At 54.7% G+C, this 12,432-nt stretch carries 9 protein-coding genes, 6 tRNA genes and 1 other RNA gene; 13 read left to right on the top strand and 3 right to left on the bottom strand.

Annotated elements, in window-relative coordinates; genetic code table 11:
• The first annotated feature begins 257 nt into the window (after positions 1 to 257).
• From FHU12_RS03515 to FHU12_RS03500, 4 genes are all read left to right on the top strand, one after another.
• On the top strand, positions 258 to 788 hold the full coding sequence (locus FHU12_RS03515) for a fimbrial protein (RefSeq protein WP_141967443.1): 531 nt from the start codon (positions 258 to 260) through the stop codon (positions 786 to 788).
• A 65-nt stretch (positions 789 to 853) separates the two neighbouring features.
• The gene (locus FHU12_RS03510) at positions 854 to 1,537 is read left to right on the top strand and encodes a fimbrial biogenesis chaperone (RefSeq protein WP_141967441.1); all 684 of its coding nucleotides are present in this window, start codon (positions 854 to 856) and stop codon (positions 1,535 to 1,537) included.
• Positions 1,538 to 1,559: 22 nt separating this feature from the next.
• On the top strand, positions 1,560 to 4,031 hold the full coding sequence (locus tag FHU12_RS03505; protein ID WP_141967439.1) for a fimbria/pilus outer membrane usher protein: 2,472 nt from the start codon (positions 1,560 to 1,562) through the stop codon (positions 4,029 to 4,031).
• A gap of 137 nt (positions 4,032 to 4,168) precedes the next feature.
• Entirely contained in the window at positions 4,169 to 5,143 is a 975-nt protein-coding gene (locus FHU12_RS03500) for a fimbrial protein (RefSeq protein WP_141967437.1), read from the top strand.
• A 128-nt stretch (positions 5,144 to 5,271) separates the two neighbouring features.
• On the opposite strand, the gene FHU12_RS03495 is transcribed toward FHU12_RS03500, so the two are convergent.
• Together FHU12_RS03495 and FHU12_RS03490 are read right to left on the bottom strand one after the other, a co-directional pair.
• Positions 5,272 to 5,347: transfer RNA gene (locus FHU12_RS03495), tRNA-Ala, on the bottom strand.
• Positions 5,348 to 5,407: 60 nt separating this feature from the next.
• A tRNA-Ala gene (locus FHU12_RS03490) sits at positions 5,408 to 5,483 on the bottom strand.
• Positions 5,484 to 5,791: 308 nt separating this feature from the next.
• Between FHU12_RS03490 and FHU12_RS03485 the strand changes: the two genes are divergently transcribed.
• A complete protein-coding gene (locus tag FHU12_RS03485; protein ID WP_141967435.1) occupies positions 5,792 to 6,577 on the top strand; it encodes a formate/nitrite transporter family protein in 786 nt (261 codons plus the stop codon).
• Between the two features lie 59 nt (positions 6,578 to 6,636).
• Here the strand turns inward: FHU12_RS03485 and gltX are convergent, their stop codons facing one another.
• Positions 6,637 to 8,052: a glutamate--tRNA ligase gene (gltX, locus tag FHU12_RS03480; protein WP_016926803.1), complete on the bottom strand. Its 1,416-nt coding sequence runs from the start codon at positions 8,050 to 8,052 to the stop codon at positions 6,637 to 6,639.
• A gap of 294 nt (positions 8,053 to 8,346) precedes the next feature.
• Between gltX and FHU12_RS03475 the strand changes: the two genes are divergently transcribed.
• The 8 genes from FHU12_RS03475 (at position 8,347) to fepG (ending at position 12,428) form a co-directional block, all read left to right on the top strand.
• Positions 8,347 to 8,422: transfer RNA gene (locus FHU12_RS03475), tRNA-Val, on the top strand.
• Positions 8,423 to 8,450: 28 nt separating this feature from the next.
• Positions 8,451 to 8,526, top strand: a tRNA-Val gene (locus FHU12_RS03470).
• A gap of 38 nt (positions 8,527 to 8,564) precedes the next feature.
• Positions 8,565 to 8,640: transfer RNA gene (locus FHU12_RS03465), tRNA-Val, on the top strand.
• A 7-nt stretch (positions 8,641 to 8,647) separates the two neighbouring features.
• Positions 8,648 to 8,723, top strand: a tRNA-Lys gene (locus FHU12_RS03460).
• Positions 8,724 to 8,798: 75 nt separating this feature from the next.
• Positions 8,799 to 8,905: non-coding RNA, RtT sRNA (locus FHU12_RS03455), on the top strand.
• Between the two features lie 207 nt (positions 8,906 to 9,112).
• Positions 9,113 to 10,120: a Fe2+-enterobactin ABC transporter substrate-binding protein gene (gene fepB / locus FHU12_RS03450; RefSeq protein WP_141967433.1), complete on the top strand. Its 1,008-nt coding sequence runs from the start codon at positions 9,113 to 9,115 to the stop codon at positions 10,118 to 10,120.
• A 215-nt stretch (positions 10,121 to 10,335) separates the two neighbouring features.
• Entirely contained in the window at positions 10,336 to 11,391 is a 1,056-nt protein-coding gene (fepD, locus tag FHU12_RS03445) for a Fe(3+)-siderophore ABC transporter permease (protein ID WP_141967430.1), read from the top strand.
• Positions 11,391 to 12,428, top strand: a complete 1,038-nt coding sequence (fepG, locus tag FHU12_RS03440; RefSeq protein WP_060419869.1) for an iron-enterobactin ABC transporter permease — start codon at positions 11,391 to 11,393, stop codon at positions 12,426 to 12,428. The genes fepD and fepG overlap by 1 nt, the downstream gene beginning before the upstream one ends.
• The last annotated feature ends 4 nt before the right edge of the window (positions 12,429 to 12,432 follow it).

Raw genomic sequence — 12,432 nt, 5'->3', positions numbered from 1 at the left:
ATCACTTTTTATGACCTTTGACACTGAGGAATTTTTTTTCATATAGACTAAATTTCGTTAACAAATTGCGGCCGAAGAGAAATTATTTGGCAGCATTAAAAACCAGTAAAAGTGAGAATTTCAGCTTTCAAATTTAAACTAACACACATTCAAAAGCATCAATCACCTGAAAAATGGCGTTTTATCGCGTATTCAAGAACCATAGGGGTTGATTTAAAAAACTATGATTTACATACAGTTATAAAAGGATAGAGAATATGAAATTACGCATCCAGAAAACCATGCTACTGGCCGGAGCTTCTCTAGTCATATCGTCTACAGCCTTCGCCGCAGACGGTACGATAAACTTTACTGGCACGGTGACCGACCAAACCTGCACGGTTGAAGCGGGCAGCGCCAGCCAGACAATCCCCATGGGCAATGTGAGCGCCAAAGCGTTTAGAAGCGTTGGCGATACTGCGCTACCGACAAAATTCAATATCGCCTTAGTCAGTTGCCCGGACACGGTCAAAAAAGCGTCTATCAAGTTTGATGGCATTTACGCCGACGGCAACACAACCCTGCTGTCGCTCAATAAAGAGGCTGGCGCCGCTACAGGCATCGGCGTTGCGCTCTATGAGGCCGATGGCACAACACAAATCCCGATGGCGTCATTCTCTAATGCGCAAAGCGTGCAAAAAGACATCAGGAACGTCTTTACTTATGTCGCTAAATATATGTCTACATCCGGCACGGTTACCGTCGGGCCGGCAAATGCCACGACGCAATTCAGCATCTCATATAATTAATCAGGTTCTCTTATCTGGCCGGTAACAGCGCCGGCCGGATAGTTAAAGCCGCCTCGGGAATAACTATGAATAAAAAAAGCAGCTTTTACTTTCTGCTACTATTTGCTTTTTCTTTCAATACTGCCGCCAGCGTAATACTGGGAGGAACGCGAGTTATTTATGAAGAAAGCAAAAAAGAATCAAATATTTCAGTAAGTAATCAGGACAGCAGCTCGCCGGTACTCATTCAAACCTGGGCCGAAAATTTCCTTCCCGGAGACAACGGTGAAGTCCCATTCATTGTTACCCCACCATTGTTCAGGTTGGAGCCAGAGCAGGATAATATTATTAGAATCATCCATGCCGGAAAAATTTTGCCTCAGCATGAAGAATCCGTATATTGGCTCAGCGTAAGATCGATACCATCAACAAAAAAAACCAGGGAAAACAAACTACTCATTACCGTACAAAACAGAATAAAAATAATCTATCGCCCCAGTTCCCTGTCAAAAAAAGAGGCGAGTGACGCATACAAGAAAATAAAGTTTTCGCAAGAAAAAAACATGTTGATTGTGAGTAATCCAACGCCGTTTTATGTCTCTTTTTATTCTCTCTCTGTTGGCGAAAAAGAGCTTAAAGAAGCCGACATGGTCGCACCAAAAAGTAAAAAACAATGGGCCATGCCAAACGGAACGCGCAGCTCTGAAATAAAATGGCAAGCCATCAACGACTATGGAGGCGTAACCCAGGAAGTGAAGGCATCGTTATAACAACATGTAAAGGGATGCAAAAATGATTATGCCAAGTATCGCCAACAACAAAAAGTCGGTGCTGTTTTTCTGTTTTTTATCCTCGCCGGTTGCACTGGCAGAGGACTACTTTGAGCCTTCTGCATTAAACAGAAATTATCAAGACGTTGCTGACTTGTCCCATTTCAACAATCCGAGCGATCAATTGCCCGGTGAGTATTGGGTGGATATCTATCTAAACAACGCTTTTTTTGCTAATCAAAAAGTGGAGTTTTTCCGCGTTGCCGGTGCTTTGCAGCCTCGCCTCCATCGAAATGATCTTGAAAATTTCGGCATCCAACTAGACGCATTGAAAGCAACGACGAGCGAAAACAGCATAGCCACCCGTCCCATCAATGAGATTATTCCTGGCAGCTATGCAAAGTTTGACTTCAATCGCCAACGCCTAGACTTCAACATTCCTCAGGCTTATCTTAAAAACCAGCCGCGGGATTGGGTAAACCCGACGCTTTGGGATGATGGCATCAACGCCTTCCTGATGGATTACAGCTTCAGCGGCACCGAGTCACGGCAACATAGGAAGGCGAAAACGGGTGACAATCAATATTTGAACCTGCGCAGCGGCGCAAACTTCGGCGCCTGGCGATTGAGAAACTACGCCACCTACTCAAGCCAAAACAGCACCAAATGGAAAAGCATCAATTCCTATGCTGAGCGCAGCTTTCGGGACAGCCAAAATGTGCTGGTGATGGGCGACAGCTCGACCTCTGGCGACGTCTTTGACAGCTTTCAATTTCGCGGCCTGAAACTTGCGAGCGATCCCTCCATGATCCCTGACAGCCAGCGGGGCTTCGCCCCCACGGTGCGAGGGGTGGCGCAAAGCAGTGCCGAAGTCATTGTAAAGCAGAATGGCTACATCATTTACCAAACTCACGTGCCCGCAGGCAATTTTGAAATCACAGACATCTATCCCACCACCTCCAGCGGTGGGCTACAAGTCATCATCAAGGAGGCAGATGGTTCAGAACGCAGCTTCTATCAACCCTTTTCCGCTGTACCCATCATGCTGCGGGAAGGCATGAAAAAAAATGAATTAACGCTGGGTGAATATCGTGCGGCACAAAACGATCGCAAAAAATATAAATTTCTCCAACAATCATTAATTTATGGCCTACGGGACGATAAAACGCTCTACGGTGGCGCCATTCTTTCAGAACAACACCAGGGGATCTCTTTCGGCATCGGCAGCAGCCTGAACCATCTCGGTTCGTTTTCTGCCGATGTCACCCATACTAAAAGCCGGCTCATTACGGGTAACGATCGTACGGGCCAGCAATACCGTATTCAGTACGCTAAAAACCTTGAAACCACGGGCACTAACTTCACGCTGGCCGGGTATCGATACTCGACATCGGGCTATTTAAATTTTTCAGAATTGAACGATATGAACGCCAACCTGGAGAAAAAATGGCTGGCGCGCGACGTGAAAAGAAGCAAGCTGGTACTTAATATTAACCAGCCCGTTCGCGATCTCGGCAGTTTCTACCTCAACGGTTATCAGCAGAACTACTGGCATAACAGCAGCGTTGAGAGAAATTTTCTGCTGGGGTTCTCAACCAACCAGCATGGCATCAGCTATAACCTTGCACTGAGCTACAATAGCGGCCCCTATACGGATAAACCCGACAAGATCGCCACGCTTAACGTTCAAATTCCGTTGAGCAAATGGCAATCGAACAGCTGGGCTAACTACACCGCCAGCAAGAACAGCAAAGGCAAGTTCAATCAGCAGTTAGGTCTGAGCGGAACGGCGCTGGAAAATAACCAGCTCAGTTACAACGTCTCTGCCTCACAAAGCGGTACCAGATCCGGGCCATCCGGCAACGGCTCCGCTTATTATCGCGGTGGGTATGGCGAGATCGGCGCCGGATACAGCTTTGATCAAAATCTGCAGCGGGTTAATTACAGCCTACGCGGCAGTGCCATCGCCCATGGCAACGGCATTACATTATCGCAATCGCTGGGTGATACCGTCGCTTTAGTTAAAGTACCCAATGCCCGCAATATTGAAGTGATTAACAGTACCGGCGTCAAAACCGACTCTCGAGGCTATGCGGTAGTACCTTACATCAACAGCTATCATAAGAACCGGATTACCTTGAACCCGCAAAGCTTTGGCGATGACGTTGAAATAGCCAAAAACAGCAAGATCGTCATCCCGACCAAAGGCGCCGTTGTCACCGTTCACTTTAAGTCTAACATCGGCAACAGGATCATCTTAAAGCTGCAACACAGCACCAATGCAATCCCATTCGGCGCTGTCGCTACGTTGCAGGGTGAAAGCGAAACAACGGGGATCGTCGGAAATGATAATAGCGTTTATATGAGCGGCATGCCTGACTCAGGAACAGTGTTGGTTCATTGGGAGGGGAAGCAACGCTGCCAAGGAAATTATGCTATTAAAGCTAAAGAGTCTGAATCAAAAATAAAAATGCTCAATATGATATGTAAATAACATTGAATTATCGATAAAAGCACATTGCGTAACATGCAGGATAAAAATCGCAGAGTTTTTCCGGCCAATACCGCCATATAACATGGTAAAAATAACACTATGCAAAGTTCGAGCAATATCTAATAGGAAAAGTGAATATGCCAACGCTATTTAAAACAACAGCTATAGCCAGGATCGCTGGCATCCTGGCCTTATTATTTTCCTTTTCCGCCCAAAGTGAGGGCGATTGCTATGCGATATGGCATAATCCGCTAAGAATTGAGCAATCCAGCATCACCGTCCCGGCAGGCGCTAAAGTCGGCGATCTTATCGGCCATGGTGAATCTTATTTTTCCGTCAGGCTGTTGGCTAATGCCATACAGTTCTCCTTTGGCGAGCCCGGCGATCTGGTGTTGCAAGCCTACACCCGATTGGCAGCAACAGCGTTAAGATACTATAACATCCCCGTCTATCAGACCGGCTGGCAGGGGGTCGGCATCGCCATGTCGCTCAATGATCAACCGGGGCTTTGGGATATTTATGCGCCGCGTAGTACCCCCGTGGGCTATGTTCTTGGCGGCAACTTCAAATATTATCTGATCAAGACCGGTGACATACCGCCTGGCGCCATGCCCGCATTTTCCCCTTTCACCTATAACTACACCTGTTTGAGAGCAACCAACGCCAGGCGGCTGGGTGATACCTATTTTCCTGCCGTCAACATCGCGGTGGAAGGTTGCCGCCTCAGCACGCCGTCGAAACAGGTTTTTCTGGGAAAAATCAATCGGCGGGCGCTCACGGGAATAGGGAGCGTGTCGGGGAATACCCCTTTTAGCATCGCGATGGAATGTAATGCCAATACCAAGGTCGATCTGGAAATACGTGGTGAAATGGCTAACGGCAATCGCCAGGTATTGGCGACTACGCCATCGAAAGATGCGGCCACCGGCGTCGGCCTGCAGATACTGCGCAACGGCATTCCCTTTGAACTGGGTTCTAAGGCCGGTATGTTGAACCAGACATTAGTGGGCATCAATGAGATCCCACTCAGCGTGCAATACTATCAAACGAGAGAAAACGTCACGCCGGGTGAAGTCAATGCCGTCGCACAGTTCACCGTTTCTTATCGCTAGTCTTGATAAACCGGAAGCATAACCTATGGAAAGCCAGAGCCACTCGGCCTCTGGTTAATCCAGACGACAGGCGGGCATTCGCCGCGTTAAAAGCAAAAAGCCGACCCTAAGGTCGGCTTTTTAAATGGTGGTGGAGCTAGACGGGATCGAACCGTCGACCTCTTGCATGCCATGCAAGCGCTCTCCCAGCTGAGCTATAGCCCCACAAAAGTGGCACGCGTTGACCGGCGTTACGGTATTCCCCAACCGCTCTGAGAAGAAGGTTGGTGGAGCTAGACGGGATCGAACCGTCGACCTCTTGCATGCCATGCAAGCGCTCTCCCAGCTGAGCTATAGCCCCGTTCCACAATCACTTTGTGCTGTGAACGGGGCGCATAATATGAAACCCGCTCAAAGCTGTCAACGGCTAAATTGAATTCCTGAATCAAGCGTTGAAAAAGCCGCCAAATCAGCATGTTTGGCGCCAAAAAATCATCACTTTGTGCAGAGTTCATCCATTTTGCGCGCTACATCTCAAAATGGCAAAAGACCCTGCATATCACGTTGATTTTTAATTAACAGAATGTTAGCGAAATGCGCTTGAGTCGGACTCCCGAGCGGCATAGACTGCCCGCGCCATAAACTTCACTACTATAAACCGAGTCCGTCATGTCTTTGCATTCACCAAAAGAAATCGCCACCCTCGCCGTTCAGGCCGGGGTAAACAAAAGCCGCGCCCCTCTCGCTAATCTGTTGATTCTGGGCTTTCTCGCCGGCGCTTTTATTGCCACCGGCTTTCTGCTGGATATTCACGTCATCGGCACCCTGCCGGCCGAATGGGGCTCTTTCGGCGCCCTGTTGGGTGCCGCGGTCTTTCCTATCGGTTTGATCCTGACTATTTTGGCCGGCGGTGAACTGCTGACCGGCAACATGATGACCTTGCCGATGGCCTGGTTTGCCCGCGAAATCCCCGCCATCGCCGTGCTGCGTAACTGGTTTTGGGTCACCCTGGCCAACCTGGCCGGCAGCCTGGCCGTCGCCTACTTCTTCGGTCATTTGCTGGGCCTGACCGAAGGTGCGTTCTTGCATAAGACGCTGGCGATCGCGCAGGCCAAAGTGGATGCGGACTTCCTGCACACCTTCATTTCCGGCGTCGGCTGCAACTGGCTGGTGTGCCTGGCGGTGTGGTTAGCCTTCGCCAGCAAGGATGTGCCGGGTAAAGTGATCGGCATGTGGTTCCCGGTCATGGCTTTTGTCGCCATCGGCTTCCAGCACGTGGTGGCAAATATGTTCATCATTCCGGCGGCTATCTTTGCCGGCGGCATGGGCTGGGAGCACTACCTGCCCAACTTCGTTGCGGTATTTCTCGGCAACGCGCTGGGCGGCGCCGGCTTTGTCGGGTTGATGTATTTCCTCGCCTATCGCCCAGGTTTGCCGGCCGGTGAGCAAGCCTGACAGCAAGCAATAAAAAAAGCCCCGGGATCGCTCCACGGGGCTTTTTCATTTATGGCGTATCAGGCTTGCGCTTCGCGCTCGGCGATGTAAGCCAGCGCCATGTCGATACGCTGCAGCGAACGCTTCTGGCCGATCGCATGCACGGTCACGTCCATGCCCGGTGACTGGCCGGCGCCGGTCACCGCGACGCGCAGCGGCATGCCGACTTTGCCCATGCCGACACCCAGCTCATCCGCCGTGCCTTGAATGGCATCGTGCACATTTTCCGGCGTCCAGACGGTGATGGCGGCCAGCTTGGCGCGCACCGCTTCCAGCGGCTGACGCGCGACCGGGCGCAGGTGCTTCTTGGCGGCATCGGCGTCGAACTCGCTGAAATCTGCGTAGAAGTAACGGCAAGACTCCGCCATCTCTTTCAGCGTTTTGCAACGCTCGCCCAGCAGCTTGACGATGTCTTTCAGTTCCGGGCCGTTGCGGGTTTCAATGCCCAGTTGCTCAACGTGCCATGCCAGATGCACCGCCACTTCTTCCGCCGGCATATGGTTGATGTAGTGGTGGTTCAGCCACTGCAGCTTCTCGGTGTTGAACGCGCTGGCAGATTTGTTGATCGCTTCCAGCGTGAAGAACTCTTTCATCTCATCGATGGAGAAGATCTCCTGATCGCCGTGGGACCAGCCCAGACGCACCAGGTAGTTCAGCAGCGCCTGCGGCAGATAGCCGTCGTCGCGGTACTGCATAACGCCCACGGCGCCGTGACGCTTGGACAGCTTTTTACCGTCGTCGCCGAGGATCATCGACACGTGCGCGTATTCCGGCACCGGCGCGCCCAGCGCTTTGAGAATGTTGATCTGGCGCGGGGTGTTGTTGATGTGGTCTTCGCCGCGGATCACATGGGTGATTTCCATGTCCCAGTCATCGACGACGACGCAGAAGTTATAGGTTGGCGAACCGTCGGTGCGGCGGATGATCAGATCGTCCAGCTCCTGGTTGCTGAATTCGATCGGGCCGCGAATTTTGTCGTCGAAGATCACCGAGCCTTCCTGCGGGTTGCGGAAGCGCACCACGTGCGGCTCGTCGTCGGTGTGGCTGCACTGGCTGTCGCGGCAGTGGCCGTCGTAACGCGGCTTCTCGCCGTTTTCCATCTGCTTCTCGCGCAGCGCTTCCAGACGTTCCTTGGAGCAATAGCATTTATAGGCCGTGCCCTGCTCCAGCATCTCGTCGATGACCGCGTTGTAACGATCGAAACGCTTGGTCTGGAAATACGGGCCTTCATCCCAATCCAGGTTCAACCAGTTCATGCCATCCATAATTGCGTCGATCGCGTCCTGGGTAGAACGTTCCAGATCGGTATCTTCGATACGCAGAACGAACTCACCGCCCGCATGGCGGCTGAACAGCCAGGAGTAAAGTGCGGTACGCGCGCCGCCGACGTGGAGATAGCCGGTCGGGCTCGGTGCAAAACGGGTTTTGATTTTCATTGGGTTCACTGCCTTATTACGCAACGCGTGTCGGCGATGGCCGACGATTGCTCGGAATTGAAAAAAGAGTGGACGACATTGTATCACCACGCGCTAATTCCTCAACGCCGACACGATATTGCGCCGGTCGATTTCGCGCGTTTTGCGGCGAGTTTCGCAGAGCGTTGCGCAAAGAATCGGCGCCATTGGCGATAATTATCGCGCCCTGCCTAAATTTGCGGCGAACGATTGAAATCATTTTAAAAACCGTTGACTCACTTTGAACTATCCCTATAATGCGACTCCAACAAGACGGGGCGATTAGCTCAGTTGGTAGAGCATCTCCTTTACACGGAGGGGGTCGGCGGTTCGAGCCCGTCATCGCCCACCATCTTGTTGAGAAAAATGAGAACGAATGAGGGTGATTAGCTCAGTTGGTAGAGCATCTCCTTTACACGGAGGGGGTCGGCGGTTCGAGCCCGTCATCACCCACCATCATTCTCTCGTTTAGCAGTACCTGGAAGTCCTGAAGTGGGTGATTAGCTCAGTTGGTAGAGCATCTCCTTTACACGGAGGGGGTCGGCGGTTCGAGCCCGTCATCACCCACCACTTCTGCGGGTCGTTAGCTCAGTTGGTAGAGCAGTTGACTTTTAATCAATTGGTCGCAGGTTCGAATCCTGCACGACCCACCAATTCAGGAAAAAGCGCCTTTTGGCGCTTTTTTCGTTTCTGCGCCACCTGACTCTGCCTTTATCTTCTTACTGACATGGCCCACTGAGTCGTGCGGGTGAGATCCTGCGTTCAGGTTCGAGCATCGCGCAGCGTTGCCCGCAGGGTGAGGCCACAGGCCGAATCAATCCTGCACGACCCACCCATTCAGAAAAAAGCGCCTTTTGGCGCTTTTTTCGTTTCTGTCCCACCCACTTCCCTTTTCTTCGTATTCTTTCTTTATTCACCACGCGCTGAGATACGAATGGTTATCATTTTGCCGGCTTGAATGGTAAATTAGCGGGCATCCACCACGCAGCCAATCCGCCGCCGGATTGATACGCCTTAGTTCAAGGAAAGAAAGAGCCCGCTCATGACCCTATCCTTACGCCAGCTGTTCATTGCATTTATCGCCACTTCCAGCCTGTTGCTCAGCGGCTGCGGCCCGGACGACAAGAGCGACGAGAAAAAACCGTCCGCCCCTGCAGCCGACAGCAGTTGGCCGCGCACCATCGACAGCGCCAAAGGGAAATTCACGCTGGAAAAACCGCCGCTGCGCATCGTGTCCACCAGCGTCACCATCACCGGTACGCTGCTGGCGATCGACGCCCCGGTGGTCGCCAGCGCCGCCACCAGCCCAAATCCCCTGGTGGCCGATAAACAAGGCTTCTTTACCCAGTGGAGCGAAGTGGCCAAACAGCGCCACGTCGAACGGTTGTATCAGGTGGAGCCCAATGCCGAAGCCGTCGCCGCCGCCGCGCCGGATTTGATCGTCGTCGCCGCCACCGGCGGGGATTCAGCGCTGAAGCTGTACGATCAGCTGTCCGCCATTGCGCCGACGCTGGTGCTCGATTATGGCGACAAAAGCTGGCAACAGCTGGCCAGCGAGCTCGGTGAGATCACCGGTCACGAAGCCGGCGCCAAACAGGCGGAAGATCGTTTCGAACAGCGCGTGGAGCAAGTGAAGCAGGCGATCGCGCTGCCGCCACAGCCGACCACGCCGCTGGTGTATGCCGACAACGGCCGCGAGGCCATGCTGTGGACACCGGGCTCCGCCCAGGGCAAGCTGCTCACCCAGCTTGGCTTCCAATTGGCCATCCCGCCGGAAAGCGCCAAAGGCAACGCCAGCATGGGTAAACGCCATGACATCATCCAGATCTCCGGCGAAAAAATGGCCGAAGGCCTGAACGGCAAAACCCTGATCCTGTTCGCCACCAATGAGCGCAAAGTGCAAGAGGTGCTGACCAACCCGTTCCTTAAACATCTGGAGCCGGTGGAACAGCGGCACGTCTACGCCGTCGGCAACGACACCTTCCGCCTCGATTATTACAGTGCCACCAACATGCTGAACCAAATCGAACGGCTGTTCAAAAAGCCCTGAACCACGCCGTCGGCAGGCCGGGCTCCTGCCGACGCTTTCCGCAAGCGGGGCGACCGTTCACATTCAATCAATTGAAATATCAATAGTTATTAACATCGTCAACGCACCTTTGCCACCAACCGGCGGGTGCATGCGGGCGTAAACTCGTGCTACTATTGCCACCCCGCATGAACGCAAATAACAATGAGAATAAAAATCATACAGGAGTTACCGGTGTGAACGTACCCACTCCGACTGAGCGGACGCTTTCGTCCGCACCGCACGCAGCTTACGCCAGTGGCTTCAAACGCATCGCCGGGTTCGGTATCGGTTTGGTGCTGTTGCTGCTGTGCATCATTGCCAGCCTGATGCTGGGTTCCAAGGCCATCCCCTTCCATACCGTCTGGCTCAGCCTGCAGGGCGCCGCGAGCGGTTCCGACAGCACCATCATTCTCAACGCCCGGGTGCCCCGTACGCTGGCGGGCATTTTAGCCGGCATGGCGCTCGGCGCCGCCGGCGCGCTGATTCAGGCGTTGACGCGCAATCCGCTGGCCGATCCTGGCGTGCTCGGCATCAACGCCGGCGCCAGCTTCGCCGTGGTCATCGGCATCATGTTTTTCGGCGCCGCCACCACTGAAAGCTATATGGCCTATGCCTTCGTCGGCGCTGCCCTCACCACCCTGCTGGTCTACCTGATCGGCACGCTGGCAGGCGGGCGCATCAACCCGGTGCGGCTGACGCTGGCCGGCGTGGCGATCGGCGCGGTTTTGATCGGCATCACCACCGGGCTGTCGCTGATCGATCCGCAAACCTTCGACCAACTGCGCTTCTGGCAGGCCGGCACGCTGGATATCCGCACGCTGTCCACGCTGCCGGTCACCGCCCCCGCCATTTTGCTCGGCTGCCTGCTGACGCTGCTCATCGCCCGGCCGCTGAATACCATCGGCATGGGGGAAGATTTGGCTATCGCGCTCGGCGCGCGCGTCGTGCTGACTCAGATTGTCGCGGTGGTCGCCATCACGCTGCTGTGCGGCGCGGCGACCGCCACCGTCGGCCCAATCAGTTTCATCGGCCTGATGGTGCCGCATATCGCCCGCTGGTGGGTCGGCCCCGACCAGCGCTGGATCCTGCCCTACTCCATGCTGCTGGCGCCGATTTTACTGCTGTGCGCCGACGTGGTCGGCCGCTTGCTGGCGGCCGGTGAACTGCGGGTTTCCATCGTGGCGGCCTTCATCGGCGCGCCGGTGCTGATCTGGCTGGTGCGCCGCAAGAAAACGCTGGGGGGTCTGTGATGAGTCTGCCCCACACGTTGCATATCGGCCGCCCGGACGGCGTCATCAACTGGCGCATGCCGCTGCGCCTGCTGCTGGTCAATCTTTCGCTGCTGGCGTTGTGTCTGGCGATGGCCGTTGCCGCGCTGTGCTACGGCACGCTGCAGCTTTCGCTGGAACAGGTCTTTGCCGCGCTCAGCGGCGAGGCGCCGAAAAATCTGGTCACCGTGGTCACCCAATGGCGCTTGCCGCGTATCGCCATGGCGCTGCTGTTAGGCGGCGCACTCGGCATGAGCGGCGCCATCTTCCAGTCGATTATCCGCAACCCGCTCGGCAGCCCGGACGTGATTGGCTTTAACATGGGGGCTTACACTGGCGCGCTGATCGCCATCACCCTGTTCAACGGCGGCTATTACTACATCGCCGGCGGTGCGCTGGCCGGCGGCATTCTCTCCGCGCTGGCCATCTACCTGCTGGCCTGGCGCCAGGGTATCGCCGGCTTCCGGCTGATCATCGTCGGCATCGCCATCAGCGCGGTGCTGGTCTCCACCAATACCTGGCTGATCATCACCGCCTCGCTGGAGCGCGCCATGGACGCCGCCATGTGGCAGGCCGGTTCACTCAACGGCATGACCTGGCAGAAAGCCCAGCCCGCTACGGCGTTCATCGTGTTGGCGGCCGCGGCCGCGCTGCTGATGGGCAAACGGCTGCAGCTGCTGGAAATGGGCGACGACACGGCGCGCGCGCTGGGCGTGAACGCCGAAGGCAGCCGGCTGTGGCTGATGTTGTTCGGCGTCACCCTCACCGCCGCCGTCACCGCCACCGCCGGGCCGATTTCCTTTATCGCGCTGGCGGCGCCGCAGATCGCCCGCCGCCTGGCCGGACAATCCTCGGTCACCCTGACGTCCTCGGCGCTGATGGGCGCGACGCTGCTACTCGGCGCCGACGTGGTGTCCCAACATCTTTTTGCGCCGATCCAACTGCCGGTCGGGGTCGTGACCGTCTGCATCGGCGGCCTGTACCTGATTTGGCTGCTCATCCGTGAGGCCCGCAGATAATGAA

The sequence above is a fragment of the Serratia marcescens genome (assembly GCF_006715005.1).
Classification (GTDB): domain Bacteria; phylum Pseudomonadota; class Gammaproteobacteria; order Enterobacterales; family Enterobacteriaceae; genus Serratia; species Serratia montpellierensis.
The sequence above is the reverse complement of the archived record's forward strand: the minus strand, read 5'-3'. Positions and strand labels throughout refer to the sequence as shown.

Excerpts from the sequence above, each read along its gene's own strand:
- FHU12_RS03515 (WP_141967443.1), top strand. The coding sequence starts at position 258 with ATGAAATTACGCATCCAGAAAACCATGCTACTGGCCGGAGCTTCTCTA.
- FHU12_RS03510 (WP_141967441.1), top strand. The coding sequence starts at position 854 with ATGAATAAAAAAAGCAGCTTTTACTTTCTGCTACTATTTGCTTTTTCT.
- FHU12_RS03505 (WP_141967439.1), top strand. The coding sequence starts at position 1,560 with ATGATTATGCCAAGTATCGCCAACAACAAAAAGTCGGTGCTGTTTTTC.
- FHU12_RS03500 (WP_141967437.1), top strand. The coding sequence starts at position 4,169 with ATGCCAACGCTATTTAAAACAACAGCTATAGCCAGGATCGCTGGCATC.
- FHU12_RS03485 (WP_141967435.1), top strand. The coding sequence starts at position 5,792 with ATGTCTTTGCATTCACCAAAAGAAATCGCCACCCTCGCCGTTCAGGCC.
- gltX (WP_016926803.1), bottom strand. The coding sequence starts at position 8,052 with ATGAAAATCAAAACCCGTTTTGCACCGAGCCCGACCGGCTATCTCCAC.
- fepB (WP_141967433.1), top strand. The coding sequence starts at position 9,113 with ATGACCCTATCCTTACGCCAGCTGTTCATTGCATTTATCGCCACTTCC.
- fepG (WP_060419869.1), top strand. The coding sequence starts at position 11,391 with ATGAGTCTGCCCCACACGTTGCATATCGGCCGCCCGGACGGCGTCATC.